This is a genomic window from Arthrobacter caoxuetaonis, from assembly GCF_023921125.1.
Lineage (GTDB): Bacteria > Actinomycetota > Actinomycetes > Actinomycetales > Micrococcaceae > Arthrobacter_B > Arthrobacter_B caoxuetaonis.
In genome coordinates, this window is record NZ_CP099466.1 from 2,664,299 (window position 1) to 2,683,257 (window position 18,959).

At 63.9% G+C, this 18,959-nt stretch carries 16 protein-coding genes; 4 read left to right on the plus strand and 12 right to left on the minus strand.

Features of this window, described 5'->3' with window-relative positions:
- Positions 1-202: 202 nt before the first annotated feature.
- From NF551_RS12205 to NF551_RS12225, 5 genes are all read right to left on the minus strand, one after another.
- Positions 203-1,918 (minus strand): dipeptide ABC transporter ATP-binding protein, encoded by a 1,716-nt coding sequence (locus NF551_RS12205; protein ID WP_227894409.1) that lies wholly within the window; start codon positions 1,916-1,918, stop codon positions 203-205.
- Positions 1,915-2,868 (minus strand): ABC transporter permease, encoded by a 954-nt coding sequence (locus NF551_RS12210; RefSeq protein WP_227894408.1) that lies wholly within the window; start codon positions 2,866-2,868, stop codon positions 1,915-1,917. Before NF551_RS12210 ends, NF551_RS12205 begins: the two co-directional genes overlap by 4 nt.
- Positions 2,861-3,787, minus strand: coding sequence for an ABC transporter permease (locus NF551_RS12215; RefSeq protein ID WP_227894407.1), 927 nt, complete (start codon positions 3,785-3,787; stop codon positions 2,861-2,863). Before NF551_RS12215 ends, NF551_RS12210 begins: the two co-directional genes overlap by 8 nt.
- A 122-nt stretch (positions 3,788-3,909) precedes the next feature.
- Positions 3,910-5,541 (minus strand): peptide ABC transporter substrate-binding protein, encoded by a 1,632-nt coding sequence (locus NF551_RS12220; RefSeq protein ID WP_227894406.1) that lies wholly within the window; start codon positions 5,539-5,541, stop codon positions 3,910-3,912.
- A 349-nt stretch (positions 5,542-5,890) separates the two neighbouring features.
- Positions 5,891-7,729, minus strand: coding sequence for an ABC transporter ATP-binding protein (locus NF551_RS12225; RefSeq protein ID WP_227894405.1), 1,839 nt, complete (start codon positions 7,727-7,729; stop codon positions 5,891-5,893).
- Positions 7,730-7,820: 91 nt separating this feature from the next.
- Here NF551_RS12225 and NF551_RS12230 point away from each other — a divergent pair, with 91 nt between their 5' ends.
- Positions 7,821-8,450: a PH domain-containing protein gene (locus NF551_RS12230; protein WP_227894404.1), complete on the plus strand. Its 630-nt coding sequence runs from the start codon at positions 7,821-7,823 to the stop codon at positions 8,448-8,450.
- 35 nt (positions 8,451-8,485) lie between these two features.
- On the opposite strand, the gene NF551_RS12235 is transcribed toward NF551_RS12230, so the two are convergent.
- From NF551_RS12235 to NF551_RS12245, 3 genes are all read right to left on the minus strand, one after another.
- The gene (locus tag NF551_RS12235) at positions 8,486-9,505 is read right to left on the minus strand and encodes an ABC transporter permease (protein ID WP_227894403.1); all 1,020 of its coding nucleotides are present in this window, start codon (positions 9,503-9,505) and stop codon (positions 8,486-8,488) included.
- Complete coding sequence (locus tag NF551_RS12240) at positions 9,502-11,043, minus strand: ABC transporter permease (protein WP_227894402.1); 1,542 nt, start codon at positions 11,041-11,043, stop codon at positions 9,502-9,504. The genes NF551_RS12235 and NF551_RS12240 overlap by 4 nt, the downstream gene beginning before the upstream one ends.
- A gap of 195 nt (positions 11,044-11,238) precedes the next feature.
- The gene (locus NF551_RS12245; RefSeq protein WP_227894401.1) at positions 11,239-13,038 is read right to left on the minus strand and encodes an ABC transporter family substrate-binding protein; all 1,800 of its coding nucleotides are present in this window, start codon (positions 13,036-13,038) and stop codon (positions 11,239-11,241) included.
- A gap of 383 nt (positions 13,039-13,421) precedes the next feature.
- On the opposite strand from NF551_RS12245, the gene NF551_RS12250 reads away from it, so the two are divergent.
- Both NF551_RS12250 and NF551_RS12255 read left to right on the plus strand, forming a co-directional pair.
- A complete protein-coding gene (locus NF551_RS12250; protein ID WP_227894400.1) occupies positions 13,422-14,033 on the plus strand; it encodes an NAD(P)-dependent oxidoreductase in 612 nt (203 codons plus the stop codon).
- 42 nt (positions 14,034-14,075) lie between these two features.
- On the plus strand, positions 14,076-14,444 hold the full coding sequence (locus NF551_RS12255) for a hypothetical protein (RefSeq protein ID WP_227894399.1): 369 nt from the start codon (positions 14,076-14,078) through the stop codon (positions 14,442-14,444).
- A 172-nt stretch (positions 14,445-14,616) separates the two neighbouring features.
- Here the strand turns inward: NF551_RS12255 and NF551_RS12260 are convergent, their stop codons facing one another.
- A complete protein-coding gene (locus NF551_RS12260) occupies positions 14,617-15,630 on the minus strand; it encodes a hypothetical protein (protein WP_227894398.1) in 1,014 nt (337 codons plus the stop codon).
- Between the two features lie 95 nt (positions 15,631-15,725).
- Between NF551_RS12260 and NF551_RS12265 the strand changes: the two genes are divergently transcribed.
- On the plus strand, positions 15,726-16,310 hold the full coding sequence (locus NF551_RS12265) for a TetR/AcrR family transcriptional regulator (RefSeq protein WP_227894397.1): 585 nt from the start codon (positions 15,726-15,728) through the stop codon (positions 16,308-16,310).
- A gap of 246 nt (positions 16,311-16,556) precedes the next feature.
- Here NF551_RS12265 and NF551_RS12270 read toward each other — a convergent pair whose 3' ends face one another.
- The 3 genes from NF551_RS12270 to NF551_RS12280 all read right to left on the minus strand — a co-directional run bounded on the left by NF551_RS12270 (position 16,557) and on the right by NF551_RS12280 (position 18,922).
- The gene (locus NF551_RS12270) at positions 16,557-17,114 is read right to left on the minus strand and encodes a dihydrofolate reductase family protein (protein ID WP_227894396.1); all 558 of its coding nucleotides are present in this window, start codon (positions 17,112-17,114) and stop codon (positions 16,557-16,559) included.
- A gap of 112 nt (positions 17,115-17,226) precedes the next feature.
- The gene (locus tag NF551_RS12275) at positions 17,227-17,580 is read right to left on the minus strand and encodes a DUF1801 domain-containing protein (protein WP_227894395.1); all 354 of its coding nucleotides are present in this window, start codon (positions 17,578-17,580) and stop codon (positions 17,227-17,229) included.
- 628 nt (positions 17,581-18,208) lie between these two features.
- Positions 18,209-18,922 carry a UPF0158 family protein gene (locus NF551_RS12280; RefSeq protein WP_227894394.1) on the minus strand — a complete coding sequence of 238 codons (714 nt, stop codon included), beginning with the start codon at positions 18,920-18,922 and terminating at the stop codon, positions 18,209-18,211.
- Positions 18,923-18,959: the final 37 nt, after the last annotated feature.

Genomic DNA, 18,959 nt, shown 5'->3' on the forward strand with positions numbered 1-18,959 from the left:
CTCAATTCATTGGTTACAGTTCGGGGATAATTCACAGTGGTCCGGAGTCGATCCGGAAAGTCCGGCAGTTCTGTACAAATGCTGCGTTGGAACACACGTGTAAGAAGTCACCGAAAGGCCGCTGTCAGCGGGCACCATACCATTCTAGTCGTTTTGCCAAAGGTTCCCTAATGCGCGGTCCTCAGCGGAACCAGAGGCGGCATCAGGCAGCCGCGGGCGGCAGCTCGAGTCCTGCACCCGGGATCGCCTCCAGCAGGGCCTTGGTGTACTCCTCCTTCGGTGAGTTGAAGACGTCATCCGTTGTTCCGGTTTCCACCACCTTTCCCTTTTGCATCACGCAGACGTTGTCCGCGATCTGGCGGACAACTGCGAGGTCGTGGGTAATGAAGAGGTAGCTGAGGCCAAGGTCGGCCTGCAGCTCGGCGAGCAGGTTCAGGATCTGCGCCTGGACAAGCACGTCCAGTGCGGAAACGGCTTCGTCACAGATGACCACTTCCGGGTCCAGCGCCAGGGCGCGGGCCACCGCTACACGCTGGCGCTGCCCGCCTGAGAGCTCGTTGGGGAAGCGCCGCATCACGGTGGAGGGCAGCGCCACCTGGTCCAGCAGTTCCCGCACCTTCCTGCCACGGCTTGCCTTGTCCCCAATGCCGTGGACCCGCAGCGGTTCCTCGATGGTGTGGAAGATGTTGTACATCGGGTCCAGCGAGCCGTACGGGTCCTGGAAGATCGGCTGGACCCGGCGCCGGAATTCGAAGAGCTTCTTCTTGTCCAGCGTCGTCATGTCCACACCGTCAAAGAGGATGCTTCCCCTCGTGGGGGTCTCCAGGTTCAGCACCATCCGCGCAACCGTGGACTTGCCCGAGCCTGATTCACCCACGACGGCGGTGGTGGTCCCGCGCTCCACGGAAAAGGACACATCATCCACGGCCGTGAAGTCGGTATGCCGGCCCAGACCGCTGCGCAGTTTGAAGACCTTGGTGAGGTTGCGTACTTCGATGATGCCGGGTGCCGTGTCCGGGCTGCCGGCATCAGGGGCGGCTCCGCCGTCGGCCGCAAGCAGCTCCGGCGCGTCCAGTCCCCGTTCCTTTGCAATATCGATCCGCTTGGAGGCCAGGGACGGTGCCGACTCCACCAGCCGCTTGGTGTACGGATGCCGGGGGTTGGTCAGGATCTCCAGCGCCGGACCGGACTCCACCACGCGGCCCTTGTACATCACGACGACGCGCTGGGCGCGCTCCGCGGCGAGGCCGAGGTCATGGGTAATCAGGAGCACGGCGGTGCCCATTTCCTGTGTGAGGGAGGCAAGGTGGTCCAGGATCTGCCGCTGGACGGTAACGTCCAGCGCCGACGTCGGTTCGTCGGCAATCAGCAGCCGCGGCGAGCAGGAAAGGCCAATGGCGATCAGTGCCCGCTGCCGCATCCCGCCCGAGAATTCGTGCGGGTACTGCCTGGCGCGGGAAGCGGCGTCGGGCAGGCCGGCCTGGCTCAGGACCCGGGCCACATCCTCGTCGGAGGAAGGGCGGCCGTTGGCCTTCAGGGTTTCGCGTACCTGGAAACCGATCTTCCAGACAGGGTTCAGGTTGGACATCGGGTCCTGCGGAACCATGCCGATCGAATTTCCGCGCAGCTCGACGATGCGCCTGGTGCTGGCATGGGTGATGTCCTCGCCGTCGAAAATGATCTGGCCGCCGCTGACGCGCCCGTTGCCGGGCAGCAGGCCAATGGCCGCGAGCGCCGTCGTCGACTTGCCCGACCCCGACTCCCCCACGATTGCCACCGTCTCCCCCGGCAGGACGGAGAGATTCGCGTCCTGGACGGCGTCCACCGTTCCGTTGGAGGTATCGAAGGAAATCGCGAGCGAGCGGATGTCCAGCAGCGGGGCCGGATCGGTATCCGGCTGCAGGGCGTTGGAAGTCATAGCTTGCGGGCTTTCGGATCGAGGGCATCACGCACGGCATCTCCGAGCATGATGAAACTGAGGACGGTGACTGACAGTGCCCCGGCGGGCCAGAGCAGGGCTGCGGGGTTGGCCCGCAGCGAGGTCTGAGCGGCCGAAATGTCATTGCCCCAGGACATGATGTCCGGCGGCAGCCCGATCCCGAGGAAGGAAAGGGTTGCTTCGGCCACGATGAACGTGCCCAGGGAGATAGTCGCCGTAACGATCACCGGCGCCAGGGCGTTGGGCACCACATGCTTAACCAGTGCCTGGAACTTGGAGACACCGAGGGCACGGGAGGCCACGACGAAGTCCGCGTTCCGCACGGAAATCACTGCCCCGCGGGTGATGCGGGCGATCTGCGGCCAGCCGAAGACCACCAGCGTCACCACCACTGTCAGGATGTTCCGGTTTTCACGGAACATTGGCAGCTGCATCACGATGATGGCGCCCAGGATGAGGGGCAGGGCAAAGAAGATGTCCCCCAGCCGGGCGATCACGGCATCGAGCCAGCCGCCGTAGTAGCCGGCGAGCGCACCGAGTGAGCCGCCGAGGAGCACTACGCAGGCGGTGGTGATGACGCCGACCAGCAGCGATGCCCGGGTGCCGTAGATCAGCCGGGTGTAGACGTCGCAGCCCTGGAGCGTGAAGCCCAGGGGGTGTCCCGGGGCCGGGCCTGCGTTGGAGTCAGCCAGGTAGCAGGCGCCGTCGGCCGGGATCTGGGTGAAGAGCTGGGGGAAGGCTGCCACCGTAATGATCAGCAGGATCAGGAACGCGGAGATGATGAAAAGAGGCCGGCGGCGGAGGTTCCGCCAGGCTTCCCCCCACATGCTCAGGGGAGCCTTGCCGTCCTGGACGGCGTCGGTCTCCGGCAGCCCGGCGGAATCCACCGGGGCGACAAAGTGCTCCTGGGTCCGTTGGCTTTTACTCATAGCGGATCCTTGGGTCCAGCCAGGCGTAGAGCAGGTCCACCAGCAGGTTTGCCACCACGTACACCAGGACCAGCACGCTCACGATGGAGACGATGGTGGGTCCTTCGCCGCGGATGACGGCCTGGTAGAGCTTCTGCCCGACTCCGGGCACGTTGAAGATTCCTTCCGTGACAATTGCTCCGCCCATCAGCGCCCCGAGGTCTGCACCCAGGAAGGTGATGACCGGAATCAGCGAGTTGCGCAGGATATGGACGCTGACGACCCGTCCGCGGGAGAGGCCCTTGGCCGTCGCGGTGCGGACGTAGTCGGCGTTCATGTTCTCGATGACGGATGTGCGCGTCAGCCTGAGGACGTAGGCGAAGGACGCCAGTCCCAGGACGACGGCGGGAAGTATCAGATCACTCCAGCCGGCACTCGCTCCGACAGTCGGCGGCGCCCAGCCGAATTTGACTCCGATGATGAACTGCAGCAGGAAGCCGAGGACAAACACCGGGATGGCAATGACGACCAGGGAAACGAACAGTACGGTGGCGTCGAAGATCCGGCCCTTCTTCAGTCCGGCAATGAGACCGAAAGCGATGCCGAAAACTGCCTCGAAAAGCAGGGCAAGCACCGCCAGGCGCATAGTTACCGGAAAGATCTGAGCCAGGACTTCCGCTACGGGCCGCCCGGAGAAGTCGTTGCCGAGGTTGAAAGTCAGCAGGTTCTTCAAGTAGTTCAGGTACTGCACAATGAACGGCTGGTCCAGGTTGTACTGCTCGCGCAGCTGTGCGGCGACAACCTCGTTAACCGGCCGGTCCCCGAACAGTGCCGCGATCGGATCACCGGGCAGTGAGAAAACGAGGAAGTAGACCAGCAGCGTGGCTCCGAAGAACACCGGAATCATCTGCAGGACCCGGCGGGCGATATATCTGGTCATCGCGGGGCCCTGCCTTGGTCATGGGTGTTGGCAGGTAGTGGCATGGTAACGATCCTGTTTGCTGCCTGGTGGCGCCGTCCGCCGCCCGGAAGCTCCGGGACAGCGGACGGCGCGCAGGGTTCTTACTTGCGTGCGATGTTGTAGTAGACAGGCACGCCGTTCCAGCCGGTTTCAACGTCGGTCACGTTGTTGCTCCAGCCGGTCTGGGCGACCTGGTACCACAGCGGGACTACCGGGAGGTCCTCCAGCAGGACTTCCTGCGCCTGGTTGAAGATGACAGCGCCCTCTTCAGCCGTGGGAGCAGCAAGGGCCTGGGCCAGGAGGTCATCGAAGGCCTGGCTCGAGTAGTCGCCGTCGTTCGACCCGGCCCCGGTGGCGTACAGGGGACCAAGGAAGTTGTACAGCGACGGGTAGTCCGCCTGCCAGCCCGTGCGGATGGCTCCGCTGAGGGTCTTGGCGGTGGCGTCCGAGCGCAGCTCCTTGAAGGTGGAGTAGGCCTTGCCCTGGGCATCCACACCGAGGTTGTTCTTCAGTGCGTTGCACACCGCGTCAACCCACTCCTTGTGGTCGCCGTCGGCGTTGTAGCCGATGGTGAAGGCCTTGCCTTCGGGCCAGGGGGAGATGGCTTCGGCCTCATCCCACAGTTCCTTGGCGCGCTCGGGGTTGTATTCGAGCACCTCGGAGCCGGCCAGATCCGTGTCAAAGCCCTCGATCACCGGTGCGGTGAAGTCGGCGGCAGGCTGCCGTGAGCCGGTGAAGATGACGTCGGCAATCTCCTGGCGGTTGATGGCCATGGAGATGGCCTGGCGCCGCAGTGCACCTGCTTCTCCGGAGAACTCGTCAAGGTACCCGGGAATGGTGATGGTCTGGTTCTGCGCCGTCGGCTTCTCCGAGTAGCGGCCCTCGCCGAGGTCGGACTTGAAGGTCTTCTGGGCAGCCGCAGGCATCTGGTCCAGAACGTCCAGGTTGTCCGCCTGAAGATCCGCGTACGCGGCGTCGTAGGAGGAGTAGAACTTGAACGTCACGCCGTCGTTCTGCGGAACCCGGGTGCCGGTGTAGTCAGGGTTGGCCACCAGCTCGATCTGGACCTCATGCTGCCAGGCGTCGTCCCCGGCCAGCATGTACGGGCCGTTGCCCACCGGGTTTTCACCAAACGCTGCCGGGTCCTCGAAGGCTTCGGAAGGAAGCGGGTAGAAGGCCGTGTAGCCCAGGCGAAGCGGCCAGTCGGATTCAGGCTGGTTCAGCTCGACCGTGAAGGTCTTATCATCCACCACCTTCAGGCCGCTCATCGTGTCCACGGTGGCGCCCTCGGCGCTTACCTCGTCATAGCCCTTGATGCTCTCGAAGAAGTAGGAGTTGAGCTGGGCGTTCTTCGCGGCTGCACCGAAGTTCCACGCATCAACGAAGGATGAGGCGGTCACGGGTTCACCGTTGGTGAAGGTCTTGCCGTCCTTCAGCGTGATGGTGTAGTTCTGCGAGTCCGTCGTCTCGATGGACTCGGCGATTTCGTTGACTGTCTTGCCGTCGGCGTCGTAGCTCAGCAGACCTTCAAAGAGGAGGTCCATGATCCTGCCGCCGCCCACCTCGTTGGTGTTGGCGGGGAGCAGCGGATTCTGCGGCTCCGTGCCGTTGGCCGTAATGCTGGTGTTAGTCGCAGCGGAGTCCGGGGACTCCGATCCTCCGCCGCAGGCTCCCAGTGCAAGGGCGGCAACCACCGCCACGCTGACAGCCTTGGAAAAGCGCTGTAAACGCATTACGTCTCCTGGATAGATCAAAAGGAAGCCGGTCTCATGATTCCGGCGCTGATGTCAGGGCAGCAGCCGGCGGGACGCTCGTGCCGGGCATTGCCGCAGACTTCAGCCAAAGTGTCCTGGTTAGGCACCGTTTTCCGGGCTAACCAAAAGGGGTGCACGCTTTCGCCGATACGCCCGCATCGCAGGCGCGGAAAGCCTGTCACCCTCTATGGAAGTATAGCGAGGGAACCGTCAATATAACGATTCAAGAACGATGTCTAATATGTCACGCCGCGGTGTGGACAAATCACACTTAAAGTGCAGGAAGGGCCCTCATGGAGGACCCTTCCCGGTCGAGACGCTGGTTCCGCTACTGGGTATCCGCAGAGCCGGCAAGCAGCTTTGCCCGCAGCTCGCGCCGTTCGCGCTGCTTCTCCGGATCCGGCAGCGGGACAGCAGCAATGAGGCGCTGCGTGTATTCCTCCTGCGGGTTGCGGAGGATCTGGTCCCGTGTCCCCTGTTCCACAATCCGGCCGTTGCGCATCACGCAGATGTGGTCCGCGAGGACATCGACGACGGCGAGGTCGTGGGTCACGAACAGGCAGGCGAAGCCGAGTTCGCGCTGCAGGTTCTGGAACAGCTCCAGGACCTTGGCCTGCACCGAGACATCAAGGGCCGACGTCGGCTCATCTGCGACCATCAGCTTCGGCTTCAGTGAGAGTGCCCGGGCAATACCCACGCGCTGTTTCTGCCCGCCGGAGAGTTCGTGCGGGTAGCGGTTGCGGTACGCGCGGGGCAGCTCCACCTGGTCCAGCAGTTCTTCGATGCGCTGCTGCAGGGCAGCCCCCTTGGCCTCCCCCGCCAGGAACATCGGCTCGCCGATGCTCTCACCGATCGGCAGGCGCGGGTTCAGCGACGAGGACGGATCCTGGAAAACCATGCCCACCTGGCGGCGCAGCGTGTGCATGGCCTTGGAGTTGGGCTTGAGCTCGGAAATGTCCGTTCCCACTACCCGCAGCTCACCTTCGGCGACGGGCAGGAGCCCGACGGCGGCACGGCCGATGGTGGTCTTTCCGGACCCGGACTCACCCACCAGTCCCATGACCTGGCCGGGCAGGATCCGCAGGTTGGCGCCCTCGACGGCACGGAAGGCGGCTACCCGGCCCTGCTTGGGGTACTCGATGGCGACGTTCTCCAGGACCAGCACCGGCTCCCCGCCTGCTGCGTCCACTTTGGCGGCGGCGTCGGTCCGGAGGCCGGAAAGCACTTCAGCTTCGCGCCGGTGCAGTTCCTCCTGGTCAACGGATTCAAGCTCCACGTTCGTTGCCGCTGCAAGCGCTGCTACGACGTCGACGTCCCCGTCTCCCTCCGAGCCCTGGCCCAGGTGCGGCACGGATTCCAGCAGCGACTGGGTGTAGGGGTGCTTCGGGTTCGCGAAGATTTCCCTGGCGGTACCGGTCTCAACGATCACGCCCTGGCGCATGACGGCGATGCGGTCTGCGAGGTCAGCTACCACGCCCATGTCATGGGTGATCAGCACGATTGCGGAATCCAGCTTGTTCCGCAGGTTCCGCATCAGGTCCAGGATTTCGGCCTGGACCGTGACGTCCAAAGCGGTCGTGGGCTCGTCGGCAATGAGCAGCTTGGGATCACAGGAAAGCGACTGTGCAATCATCGCCCGCTGCCGCTGCCCGCCGGAGAGCTGATGCGGGTAGGACTTGAAGGCCTTCTCGGGGTCGGGAAGTTCCACCATCTCCAAGAGCTTCAGCGCCCGCAGCCTGGCCTCATCGGGAGAGATCTCGTTGTGCAGGCGGAGCGTCTCCACAATCTGGAACCCCACGGTGTACACGGGGTTCAGCGCCGTCATGGGTTCCTGGAAGATGACGGCGACCTCATTGCCGCGCACCTGCCGCAGCTTGGCCTGGGACAGTCCCAGCAGCGGCTGTCCGTCGAGCAGCACCTCACCGGTAACCCGTGAGTTGGAGGGCAGCAGCCCGAGCAGTGCCATGGAGCTGGCACTCTTGCCCGAACCGGACTCGCCCACGATCGCCAGTACCTCGCCGGCGCGCACGTGATAGTTCAGGTCAATGGCAGCGGGGACCCATTCCTTGTCCACCCCGAAGTCCACGGAGAGGTTGCGGACCTCCAGTACCGGCGGGCGGCCGGTGCGGCTCGCCTCGTCCGTGCTTCCGATGAAGGTGTCAGTCATGGCTGTAGTTTCCTTCCGTCCAGGCACTGCACCGGTCCCGGGTCAACGGGCCGATTACGAGGGCACTTGGAAATGCTGTAACGATGGGGGTATGCCGAACCCGCAGAGCGAGCCCGAGACCGAAGTTTTCCGACCGCGGACCACCAAGTGGTTCACGGGTATTGCCGTTGTCCTGACGGCAGCTGCCCTGGTTTCCGCTGCGGTGAGCTCGGGAGCTTCCGGCCTGCTGGCCACGGTTCCCCTGCTCCTCATCCCTGCGGTTGCAGCCTGGCTGTTCTGGTACCCCAGCGTCCAGGTCGGGCGCGGCGGCGTAACGCTGCACAACCCGTTCCGGACCATTGAGGTTCCGTGGGCTGCGCTGATTCATGTGGACACTAAGTTCGCGCTGAAGGTCGTCACCCCGAAGGGTTCCTACACGGCCTGGGCCGCCCCCGCTCCCGGCGTCTGGGGCACCCACCAGGGCAAACCCGAACACCTGCGCAACCTGCCCGGCACCACGTACGGGGTGGGCGGTTCGGTGCGTCCCGGAGACCTGAGCAACACGGACTCCGGCCAGGCCGCCCGTATGGTCCGCGAACGCTGGGAGGTCCTGGTCAACGCCGGCCGGATCGATCCCGACCAGACCGATGCCGCCCGCGCCGCAGTGAGTATCAACTGGCGCTGGATCCTGGGCCTGGTACTGGCCGCCGTGGTGCTTTTCGCCCTGGCGGGGCTGGCCTAGGAAGGCCGGCCCCGCTTCGGCGGACAGCATTCCCACTAGTTGCCAGCCGTCTTGGTCTTGACCCGCTTGGCATTGAACTTCTTCTGCCGGGGATCAAAGGCATCGCGCAGGCCGTCGCCAATAAAGTTGATGCACAGGCAGATGGCCACGATGAAGAGGCCCGGCCACCAGAACAGCCACGGGCGGGTCTGGAATGCTTCCTGGTTCTGGCTGATCAAGAGGCCCAGCGACGTATCCGGCGGCTGGACACCAAAGCCGATGTAGCTCAGCGACGTCTCCAGCAGGATGGCCGTTGACATCAGCAGTGTGGTGTTGACGATGATCACGCCGACGGCGTTGGGCAGGATGTGCTTGAAGATGATCCGGTTGTTGGAAGCACCGGCGATCCGGGCTGCATCCACGAACTCCCGTTCACGCAGCGAGAGAAACTCGCCGCGCACCAGCCGGGCCAGGGACGTCCAGGTGGCCAGGCCAAGGAAGATGCCCAGCAGGATGACACCGATTCCCTCACCGACCAGGCGGTTGGCGATCTGGCCCAGGACGGCGGCCATCACGATGATCGGGATGATGATGACGACGTCGGTCATGCGCATCAGGACTGCCTCGACCCAGCCGCGGAAGTAACCCGACACGGCCCCCACAACGGAGCCGACAACACAGGCGATCAGGCCGACCAGGAACATCACGATGATGGACTGCTGCGTACCGCGCATGGTCATGGCGAACATGTCGCGGCCGATGCGGTCCTGGCCGAACGGGTGCTCGCCCCAGTTGAAGAGGCTGACGAACGTCGGCGCGCCGCCGTTGATCTGCTCCGTGAACTGGCGGTGGTCGTACTTCCACCAGCCCGGGATACCGGCGAAACCAATGGAGCTGAAGGCCAGGATGCAAATCAGCCCGAAGACCACAAGCGAGATGATCGCAGCGGTGTTGTCGAGAAACCGGCGGCGGACAATCTGGCCCTGGGAAAGGCCCTTGGTGTTGGCCTTGGCCGATCCGTCGGGTTCGGTTCCGGGCGGGTTGGAGGGGGTTTCGGCGGAAAACGTCGTGCTCATGACTTCACCCTTACGCGCGGATCAAGGACGGAATAAACAAGGTCTGCCACCAGGTTGAAAACCAGTGCCAGGATGCCGGTCACCAGGAAGAAGCCCATGATCGGGTTGGGGTCAACGCGCCCAAGTGCCTGCACGAACAGCTGGCCCATGCCGCTGAAGGCGAAGACCTGCTCGGTGATCACGGCACCGCCAATGAGGGCTCCGATATCGAAGGCAACAATGGTGGCCAGCGGAATCAGTGCATTGCGGAAGGCGTGGCGCATGACAACGGTGCGTTCCGAGAGACCCTTGGCGCGTGCCGTACGGATGTAGTCCATGTTCATGATTTCCAGCATGGAGGCGCGCGAGTAACGGCTGTAGCTCGCCAGGGACGCCAGCAGCAGGGCTGCAGTAGGCAGCAGCAGGTGCGTGAAGGTGTCCAGGCCGCTGATCCAGAAGTCACCGTTGAGCCCCGGAGTGGATGCACCCACCGTGGCGATCGGCCTGTCGCGGATCCGGGAGTTGTCCATGTACTGCGGCCACGCAAACATGAAGCGGTCCAGGACGATCAGTCCACCCACCAGGAGACCGGTGAGGGCGGCACCGCGCATGCTCTGGCCGCGGTCATAGCCGCCCATGAAGTAGCCGACAGCGCAGCCGACGGCAACTGTGGCCAGTGCGAGCAGCAGGATCATGAACCAGTTAGCCGAGTTCAGCAGCGGCTGGAGGGCGTAGTAGGCAACGACACCCAGTGCCACGGTGATCAGGGCCGAATACAGGGCCTTGCGGTTCTTCAGGCCGGCACTCAGCAGGGTGACGCCATAGGCGATAGCCACGCCGGTGACAGCGATGACGGCGGGGCCCAGGCTCGGGGTTCTAAACCACCCGGTGTTGCCGAGCACAAAGAGGATGGCCGCAGCAGCCGCGAACCCGGCAGCGAAGGCTGTCCCGCGCCGCTTCCAGGTGCCGCCGGCAAAGATGACCCATATGACTCCGCTGACCAGGCCAACTGCCAGGACCACTGAAAGCGGTATTTGTGGATCTGCCAGGAAGTTGTTGAAACCGATGGCGCCGTACTCCTTGAGAAGGACAGCAAGCCAGAAGATCGGCAGGGAGAAGAACAGGAACGCCATGAACGTGACGCTGTAGTCCAGGGAGCTGTACTGGCGCAGTGCGGTGATGATGCCCAGGGAGATGCCCACGATGATGGCCAGCAGGGTTGCCGTGGTCACGAGGAGGATCGTCGCGCCCATGGCCCGTGCCAGCGCTTCGGTGACGGGTTCGCCCTGGATACTCTGGCCGAGGTCGCAGGTGGCGGCAAAAGGCGCCAGGCACTTTAAGGCGCCGCCCAACCAGTAGAAGTAGCGCAAAGGCGGCGGAACGTCGAGGTTTAGGAGCTCCGACCGGGCCCGGATCAGCTCGTCACGGTTGGGAGCAGGGTTTTCTCGGAGGTCGTGCAGTGGGTCTCCCGACGCCGCTGTCAGGAGATAGACCAGGAACGATGCCCCGAACAGGATTAGCACGGCGGTCAGGAGCCGCCGGACGATGTAGGTAACCATAAAGTGTCAGCCTCATTAGAACGGTCCGGGGGTTCTCCCGGCACTCGCAGAAGTGTAGTGCAGGTCATAGTTGCTGGGAATTTGGTTAATCCCAATCACTTGTCTGGGAAAGGCCACCCAGGGAAAGACAAGGCGCCGGGACCGTAGAAGGCCCCGGCGCCTTGCGGGTTAGTGCTTAACCGTCAGGAAAAGCGCTTAGTCCAGAACTTCCCATTCCCAGAAGTTCCACCAGACACCGGTCTGGTTCGGCATGAAGGAATCGATTCCGCCGATGCTGTCGCTGTGCGCATCAACGCCCGGCGCCTGGAACAGGGGCAGGCCGTAGGAGGATTCCCAGATGAGCTTGTCGATCTGGATCTGCAGTTCCTTCTGCTTCTCCACGTCGGTTTCCAGGATCAGCTGGTCCATGAGGGCATCAGCTTCGGGGTTGGAGAAACCGTTGTAGTTCGATGCAGCGCCGGTCTTGAAGATCTGCGGAACACCGGTCACGCCGACACCCGAGTTGATCCAGCCGAAGATGGAGGCATCGTAGGTGCCGGTGCCCAGGGCGGAGCCCCAGTCAGAGGCGCCCAGGCCGCCGTCGACGACCTTGAAGCCGGCTTCGGAGGCGGACTGTGCGATCAGCGTGTAGGCGTCTGCGCGGTTGGGGTTGTCCTTGTTGTACATGATGCGTACTTCAGGGGTGGCACCGGCGAGCAGTTCCTTGGCGCCTTCAATATCAACCTCGGCGAATTCTGCGGAGCCGTTGTTGGCAGCGGACTCGTCGTAGCCTTCCTGGTCAGCGAGGAAGATCTCGGAATCCAGCGGGGCTGCATCCGGGTTCAGCTTCTTGACGATGGAATCGACGATTGCCTGGCGCGGGATGACCTTCATGAACGCGGTACGCACGTCCTGGTCGGCGAAGACGCCGGTGTAGTTGAGGTCAACGTGGTCGTAGGAGAGCTGGTTGCCGGAGTTCATGGTGACTCCGTCAATGGCCTCGATCTGCTCTACGGTGTCAGCGGACGGCTGCGGAGCAATGATGTCCACTTCACCGTTCTTCAGTGCCTGCACCTGTGCCGGAGCTTCGCCGATGTAGCGGACGACGATTTCGTCGATCTTGGGCTCGGGGCCCCAGTTGTAGTCCTCGTTGCGGGTCAGCGTCATCGAGTTCTCGGGATCGATTTCCGAGACGATGAACGGACCGTTGGAGAGGTACAGGGAAGGATCGGACGGCAGCGACTTGGTGTCGAAGCCGGTGTTCCAGAAGTCGGCAACTGCCTTGAGCTCTTCGTTGACGGGAGCCGGGCTGGCCGGGTCGCCTGCGGGAGTGTTCTGGAGCAGTTCGATCAGCGCGTCGCCGTCGGCCAGTCCGGCCTTCTCTGCAACGACGTGTGCCGGCGTGCTCACGCCGCCGTCGGTCATCGCACCGAACGCAACTTCCCAGTCCGCGAAGGGCTCGGAGTAGGTCAGGGTGATGGAACGTCCGTCGTCGCCGATTTCCGGAACATCGGTCAGGCCCAGTCCGGAGGTGTCGCCGGCGTAGTCGAAGTAGGTGGTACCGGAAACGGTTTCGCCTTCTTCGTTCGTCGTGGCGTCGTTGAAGTGGCCGGAGTTTACAGCCCACAGCAGCATGAGGTCGTCGGCATCGACAGGCTCGCCGTCGGACCAGTTCACACCTTCGTTGACGGTGTACTTGACCGTCAGCGGATCCTCGGAGACCTTTTCATAGGTGCCGAAATCTTCCAGCGGCTCAACTTTGAGCTCATCGGTGATGTAGTTGAACCCGGAGTGCGTGGCGTACGCAATCTTGCCGTTGATGTCCACGTTGCCGTTCGCAGTGTTGCTGTTGAACGAGCTGAAGGCGTTAACCTCCACGACGCGGACAGAACCGCCGGTGCTCTCGCTGTCAGTTGACCCCTCTTCGGTGGTCCCCTGGTTGGCAGCGCAGGCACTCAGTGCGAGCGCAGCAACTGCTGCAACTCCCACTGCTTTGGAAATACGTCCAAAACGCATTCCGCCTCCTATTTCTTAGTGCGATTTGTATCCGGCAGGTTTGCCGGATCTGCGGACGGCAGCTGTGAGCGTGCCTGGTCGCATATGTGTAAGAGAGTAAACCGCGAATAGCTACTGGCCCGTAACTTGGTTCCCGCGACGGGGCGGTTGTTACACCATTGCAACCTGAAATTTACCGTTACAGACTGTGCTCTGGCGCACAGCGAATTTCTGGTCTATTCTTCCCGCTTTCACCCGATGGAGGTCACTCCGGACGACGGCGGGTCAGGCACAGGCCGACGCATCCTCACAGCCGCCGCGGAACGTGAACTTCGGCGAAAGGCGGATACGTACGGCGGATAAAATGGGGACTATTCGAGGCCCCCGGGCAGTTAGAGGATTCAATGCAAATCACGATTATTGGCGGCTCAAAGGGCACCGGTTCACAGCTGGCGGCCCAGGCGCGCAAGGCAGGCCATGAGGTCACCGTTCTCTCCCGCAGCGGCAACGCGCCTGAAGGCGTCCATGTAGTCCGCGGCGACGCAACAGACCCGGCAGCTGCCGGCAAGGCGGTGGTCGGCGCCGACGCCGTCGTCGTCACAGTGGGCGGAGCCAAGGGTGTCCCGAATCAGCGCGCCGCAGTCACCAGGGCCGTGATCGAGGCTATGAAGAAGGAGGATGTGCAGCGGCTGATGGTGCAGTCCTCCCTGGGCGCCGGGGATTCCGGATCACAGATGCCGGCCCCGCTGCGCATCGCCATGAAAGTTGCCCTGGCCAAGCCGCTCGCCGACCACAATGAGCAGGAAGCCGCCGTGCAGAGTTCCGGCCTGGACTGGACAATCGTCCGGCCAACAGGGCTCACGGACAAGGATCCAACCGGATCCTGGCAGGCGCTTCAGACGTCGGAGCCCGGCACACTGCGCGGCTCGATTCCCCGCGCGGACTTGGCTGCCTGCATGCTTGGGCTGCTTGAAGATGCCGCCTCGATCGGCAAGGCAGTGGGAGTCAGCAGCTAATCCCTGCTTGTCACCGTCCCGCCGCACTGGTTCGATAGCGGCGTGGAGACGAAGTGGATTACCCCGGCCCTGCTGGGAATACAGTCAGCCTTTCAAGCTGGTTTGGCTGCGGGAGCACCCTGGGGCAGGGTCTCCTACGGAGGCAAGTACGACGCGCGGCTGCCGGACCGGGTGCGTCTGGCCAGCGGTGCCGCGGCACTGGTCTATGCGGCGGGCGCTGCTGCTCTTTGTGTCCGCCGCACTCCCCCGGGCCTGAAGCGTGCCGTGTATCTGGCCTGCACCGGCGTCGCAGTTCTGGGGACGGTAACTAATGCGATCTCCCCGTCCCGTCCAGAGAAACTCTGGAGCCTTTGGTCGCTGGGACTGGGCGCCGCTGCCTGGCACGAGCTGCGACGGGCCCGCCGGGCCTAGCTCCTGGTGCAGGCATTCTCCTTGCGGTTTGGGACTTCGCTCCCTTTCGGGACGCACAGGATGCATTCTCCTGCGGTTTGGGACACGCCTGCCGGTTTGGGTCTTTCCTGCGCGGCGCCGCGCAGGAAAGACCAAAAGTGGAAGGGCGGTCCCAAACCGGAGCGAAACCGGATCAGGCCTGCTGGAGCACGGCTGCTTTCCCGGTCTTTGCATCCTTGATACGCGGGCCGGCGAACCACAACACGACCCCCATGAGGACCCATACGCCCAGGGTCAGCGCAGCGGCCCCTCCCCCGGCACCGTCGAAATAGGCCACGGCACGCACCAGGGTGCCGGCGGCACCGGGCGGCAGAAGCTGGCCGATCATGGCTACCCCGGCGGGGAGCCACTGGGCACCGGTCGCAATCCCGGCAAACGGGTTGCCGACAAACATCATGGACATGGCGGCAATGGTGAAGCCCTTGGTGCCGAAACATTCGTTGAGTCCGGCAAGCGGCAGCGCCAGTGCCGCGATACCGAGAGCGACGCTGGCGGCGACTGGAACCAAGGGTCCTTCGATACTGCCGAACAGGTACTTCAGGACCGCGGCGACCACGAACCCGCCGGCCACCGAAAAGCCGGTGAGCCCGGCGAAAATCCACCAGCGCTTCCCGGCCAGCATGGACCGGAATGCCACGGCCGGCACTATGCCGCCGAAGACCAGAGGGAAGGCCAGGCCGCCAATACCCACGCCCGTGGGGTCCCCGGAGGGAAGCGGGACAACATCAATGACATCTGCTGTCTGTCCCATGCTGCCGGCCATCGTGGCGCCGGCGCTGCTGACGGTGGCGGAGACTGCGGTTGATCCGGCGCTCGCCACGTAGACCTGCAGATCCTCGGGATCGGAGAAGTCCAACCCGCCCACAATCTCCCGGTCCCGGACTCCCTGCTGCAGGTCAGCGGCACTCTGGTACGGCTGAAGCAGGAAGGCACCGGGCTGCTGTGCATCCAAAGCCGCGGAGACCCTGTCCGAATCTTCCTGTGTTCCAACGATGCCCAGGCCCAGATCACGCGGTCCGGAAAGAAGCGAGGGCGAGATGAAAAGCATCAGGAGCGCCAGCAGGATTAGCGAGAGTCCGACGGTCAGTCCGGCCCAGATGGCTGCGTGCTTGCGGTGGCTTCCGGTTTCCCGGGTGGAGGTGGTCATGGGATCCTTTTTCTTAGCGGAGGAACTTCCTCCGCTTTCTTTCACCGGACGATATTCCTCCGGTTTAGACTGAAGGTCAAATCTAAGGAGTTCGGATGAGGGCTGACGCTGCACGCCGGAGGCAGAACATCATCACGCACGCCAAGCACGTTTTTGCCCAGCGGGGCGGCGACGTCGCGCTGGAAGCTGTGGCGGCGGCCAGCGGCGTCGGAATTGCCACCCTGTACCGCAACTTCCCGTCCCGCGATGACCTTGTCCGGGCTGTGGTGCAGGACATGGTGGAACAGATCATCCAGGCGGTGGATCAGGTTCGAAGCGTCGTGGAAACTGATCCCGCTGCAGCGTGGGAGGACCTGCTGTCCAGCCTGACGGCTATGGAGCTGGGTGCCCTCACGGACGGGCTCGCGCTGCAGGCCGGATCGGCCCACACCTTGGAAGCCACTCCCCTGGCGCAGGTCCAGCAGCCCGCTGTGGAGGCCCTGAACGGTGTGCTGGCCGAGCTCAAGACCCGCGGTGCCGTCCGCGAATCCCTCACCGCACTGGACGTGATCGTCGCCGTCGCGACGATCACCCGGCCGCAGGTCTCCCCGATCCGCGGAGCAGCACCCGGTGTACCGGCCCAGCTGGCCGAGGCCTACCTGCTGTGGACGCGTGCGGGGAGAGAGGACGCAGGTTCTTAGCCCTGGGGAAGATCCGGGCCACACAGGCCGGGCGCTTTCAGCGGCCGCAGTATCGCTCCGACGGCGGTGAGCGGCGGCAGTGCGTCGCGGTGGAACGACTAGAGGCTCATAGTGCCGGCGCCGGTTGTTCCACGTCGCCTATCCTCACAGCTTCGGTTCCGCGACGTCAGATGGCGGGGCGGAACCTGATCCGGGACGTGCCGTCCGATTAGTGGGCGATCCGGTCCGCTGTGGCCGGGTGGCAGCTCAGTCAGCCCGGCGGTAGTGCACGGAGATTGCACCGTTGCTCATTGGGTCGGCGGAGATTAGGTCCAGACGGCGTGTGCTGGAAAGAAGATCCTGATACAGGGTGGGGCCATGCCCGGTGATCATGGGGTGTACCAGGAACCTGTACTCATCAATAAGGTCCAGCTGGTCCAGGGCTGAGGCGAGCTTGCCGCTGCCGAGGAGAACGCCGTCGGGCGTCTGGTCCTTGAGATCCTGCACCGCGGTGCGCAGGTCGCCTTCGAGGCGGTGGCTGTTGTTCCACGGGAAATCGCTGCGCGTCGCGGACACTACGTACTTGGGTTTGTCTTCCAGGGTGACTGCCCACTCGCGGATCGCTTCTGGCGCCTCCACCTCTCCGCGGGCGACCAGTGGCCAGTAGCTCTCCATCAACTCGTACGTGGTGCGCCCCCAGAGCATGGCACCGGACTCGTCCAGAAGCCGGGTGTAATGTGTGTGGGTCTGGTCGTCAGCGATCCCCTCCTGATGGTCTACGCAGCCGTCCAGGGTGACGTTGTAGCTGAAAGTCAGGGAGCCCATGGAGCGATTCTAGGTCTCCGACCTTCCCGTGGAAACCCAGCTTCTCCAGCGGCCAGCCCACCGCCGACGGCGCTCCGTGCCGTAACGACGCCGGCGGAGGGCGGGACCCGGCTCAGTCGAGAACTGACCGGACGATCTCAGCGATGCGCTTTTCCGTTTCGGCGTCGATGGTTTCGAAATACCAGGCGGCAGGCATAAGCGTGCCGTCCGGGCCGCCGGCGGGGCGGAACTGCGCCTTTTCGGTGACCGCCAGATTCAGGCGTTCATCATTGCGCAGGGTGAGCAGCGCCGGGGACCCGGCGGACGCGGCATACGCGGGCATGCCGTACCAGATACGTGGTTTGAGACCCGGGGCCGCGTCCATGATGACGTCATGCACCCGTTGCATCAGCCCGCACTGCGGCTCATCCATACCCGCGATCTTGTCCACGACCTGGGCCAGGTTCTTCTCGTCTTTCGATGACATCTCGCGTCCTTTCGTCAGCCGACGCCGCGGCGTCGGTGCAATGAAGCTGGCGCATCAGTGCGCCGCACTCCATCGGGACGTGTCCTGGGGAACCAGGCCTCTCCGCGATGATTCACGTGGTCTTCACGTGGAAGCGCATTCGGTGGCGGGGCCACCGGCATCAGGGTAACCCTCCCTGCGGTCGGATGCCATGGGTCTCGGGTAGGAGGAAGGCCCGGGATGCGATCAGCATCCCGGGCCCCTCAAGCAACCGTTTGAAACCTAGACGTTGAAGCGGAACCTGTCCCCCGTGAACGGCGGTAGGCGGAGACCGTTGGCACTAGCGGCCTGACCTGGGGCTATGCGCTTCACGACGTTGGCCGTAGTTGGTAGTCCTTGGTTCTAACGGGGGCAATTCGGGGGCAACGCACCTGCCATCACCCGATTCGACAGGCGAAGAACAATCGTGTCGGACCGAGCCACGACCTTCTCAATACGAGCGGCTTGCACCAGTGTGGATCGGACCTGTTGGTGAGCGGCAATCACGGTTGGCAGCGTTGACATTGGGTACCCAATTTCAATCTGGGGGGCCGCCGGGGGACGCGGACGCGGATTTGGACAGACTGGAAGCCGACGGCGGCGGGTTGAACTAGCCGCCCGGCCGGGCGGCTGCCACGGCGACGGTGTAGCGCTCGCCGGCCAGCCACGACCGTGCCCGGCCGAGGTGTCGCTCCTCGGAGTACGCGAGCCACTGATCCAGCAGTTCCGGCCATCGGGACAGCTCGTCCTTAAAGCGCCGAAAGGAGCCTCGTCCGATGAGGGCGCGGCTGAGCGAGTCGATGACGAACGAGTCGCTCACGGTATCGATGAACAGCTCCATATCTCGATACGCAGTTCGCGAGCCCTGGTTCGCCACCCAGAGCCAACGCTCTTCGTCGTCTTCGTCCTCCTCGCCAACCTCGACCGCATACTCGATCGCGGGCTGCGGCCACACCTCCCCCGTGCGGAGATCAACCCGACCGCCGCCGTCGACGGGGTCGCCCTCGAGCACGCCTGCGAGCTGATCGAGGTCTACCGGTATCGCCCGCAGCAACCGAATTGGCCCCGACAGCAGACGCGACTCCAGGGCGTCCGCGAGCTCCTCGTCGCCTTCCCATCCGCGGTCACCCAACAACGCCACGCACCGGCGAGCGACCTCCTCGGCACCTGTGACGCGACCAGCCAGCGCAGCGCCGAGCCCGTCGCCGATCAACTGCAGCACGTTCTCGGGCCACGGCGTCCCCTGGAGAAGGGCAACCAGCGCCTGGCCGTCGCCGACCGCGACAGTCGATCGCAGCTCCCGCCGCTGCTCCCTGCCTTGCACCGCTCCATTCTGCGGACCTGCACGGGATCTGCAACCA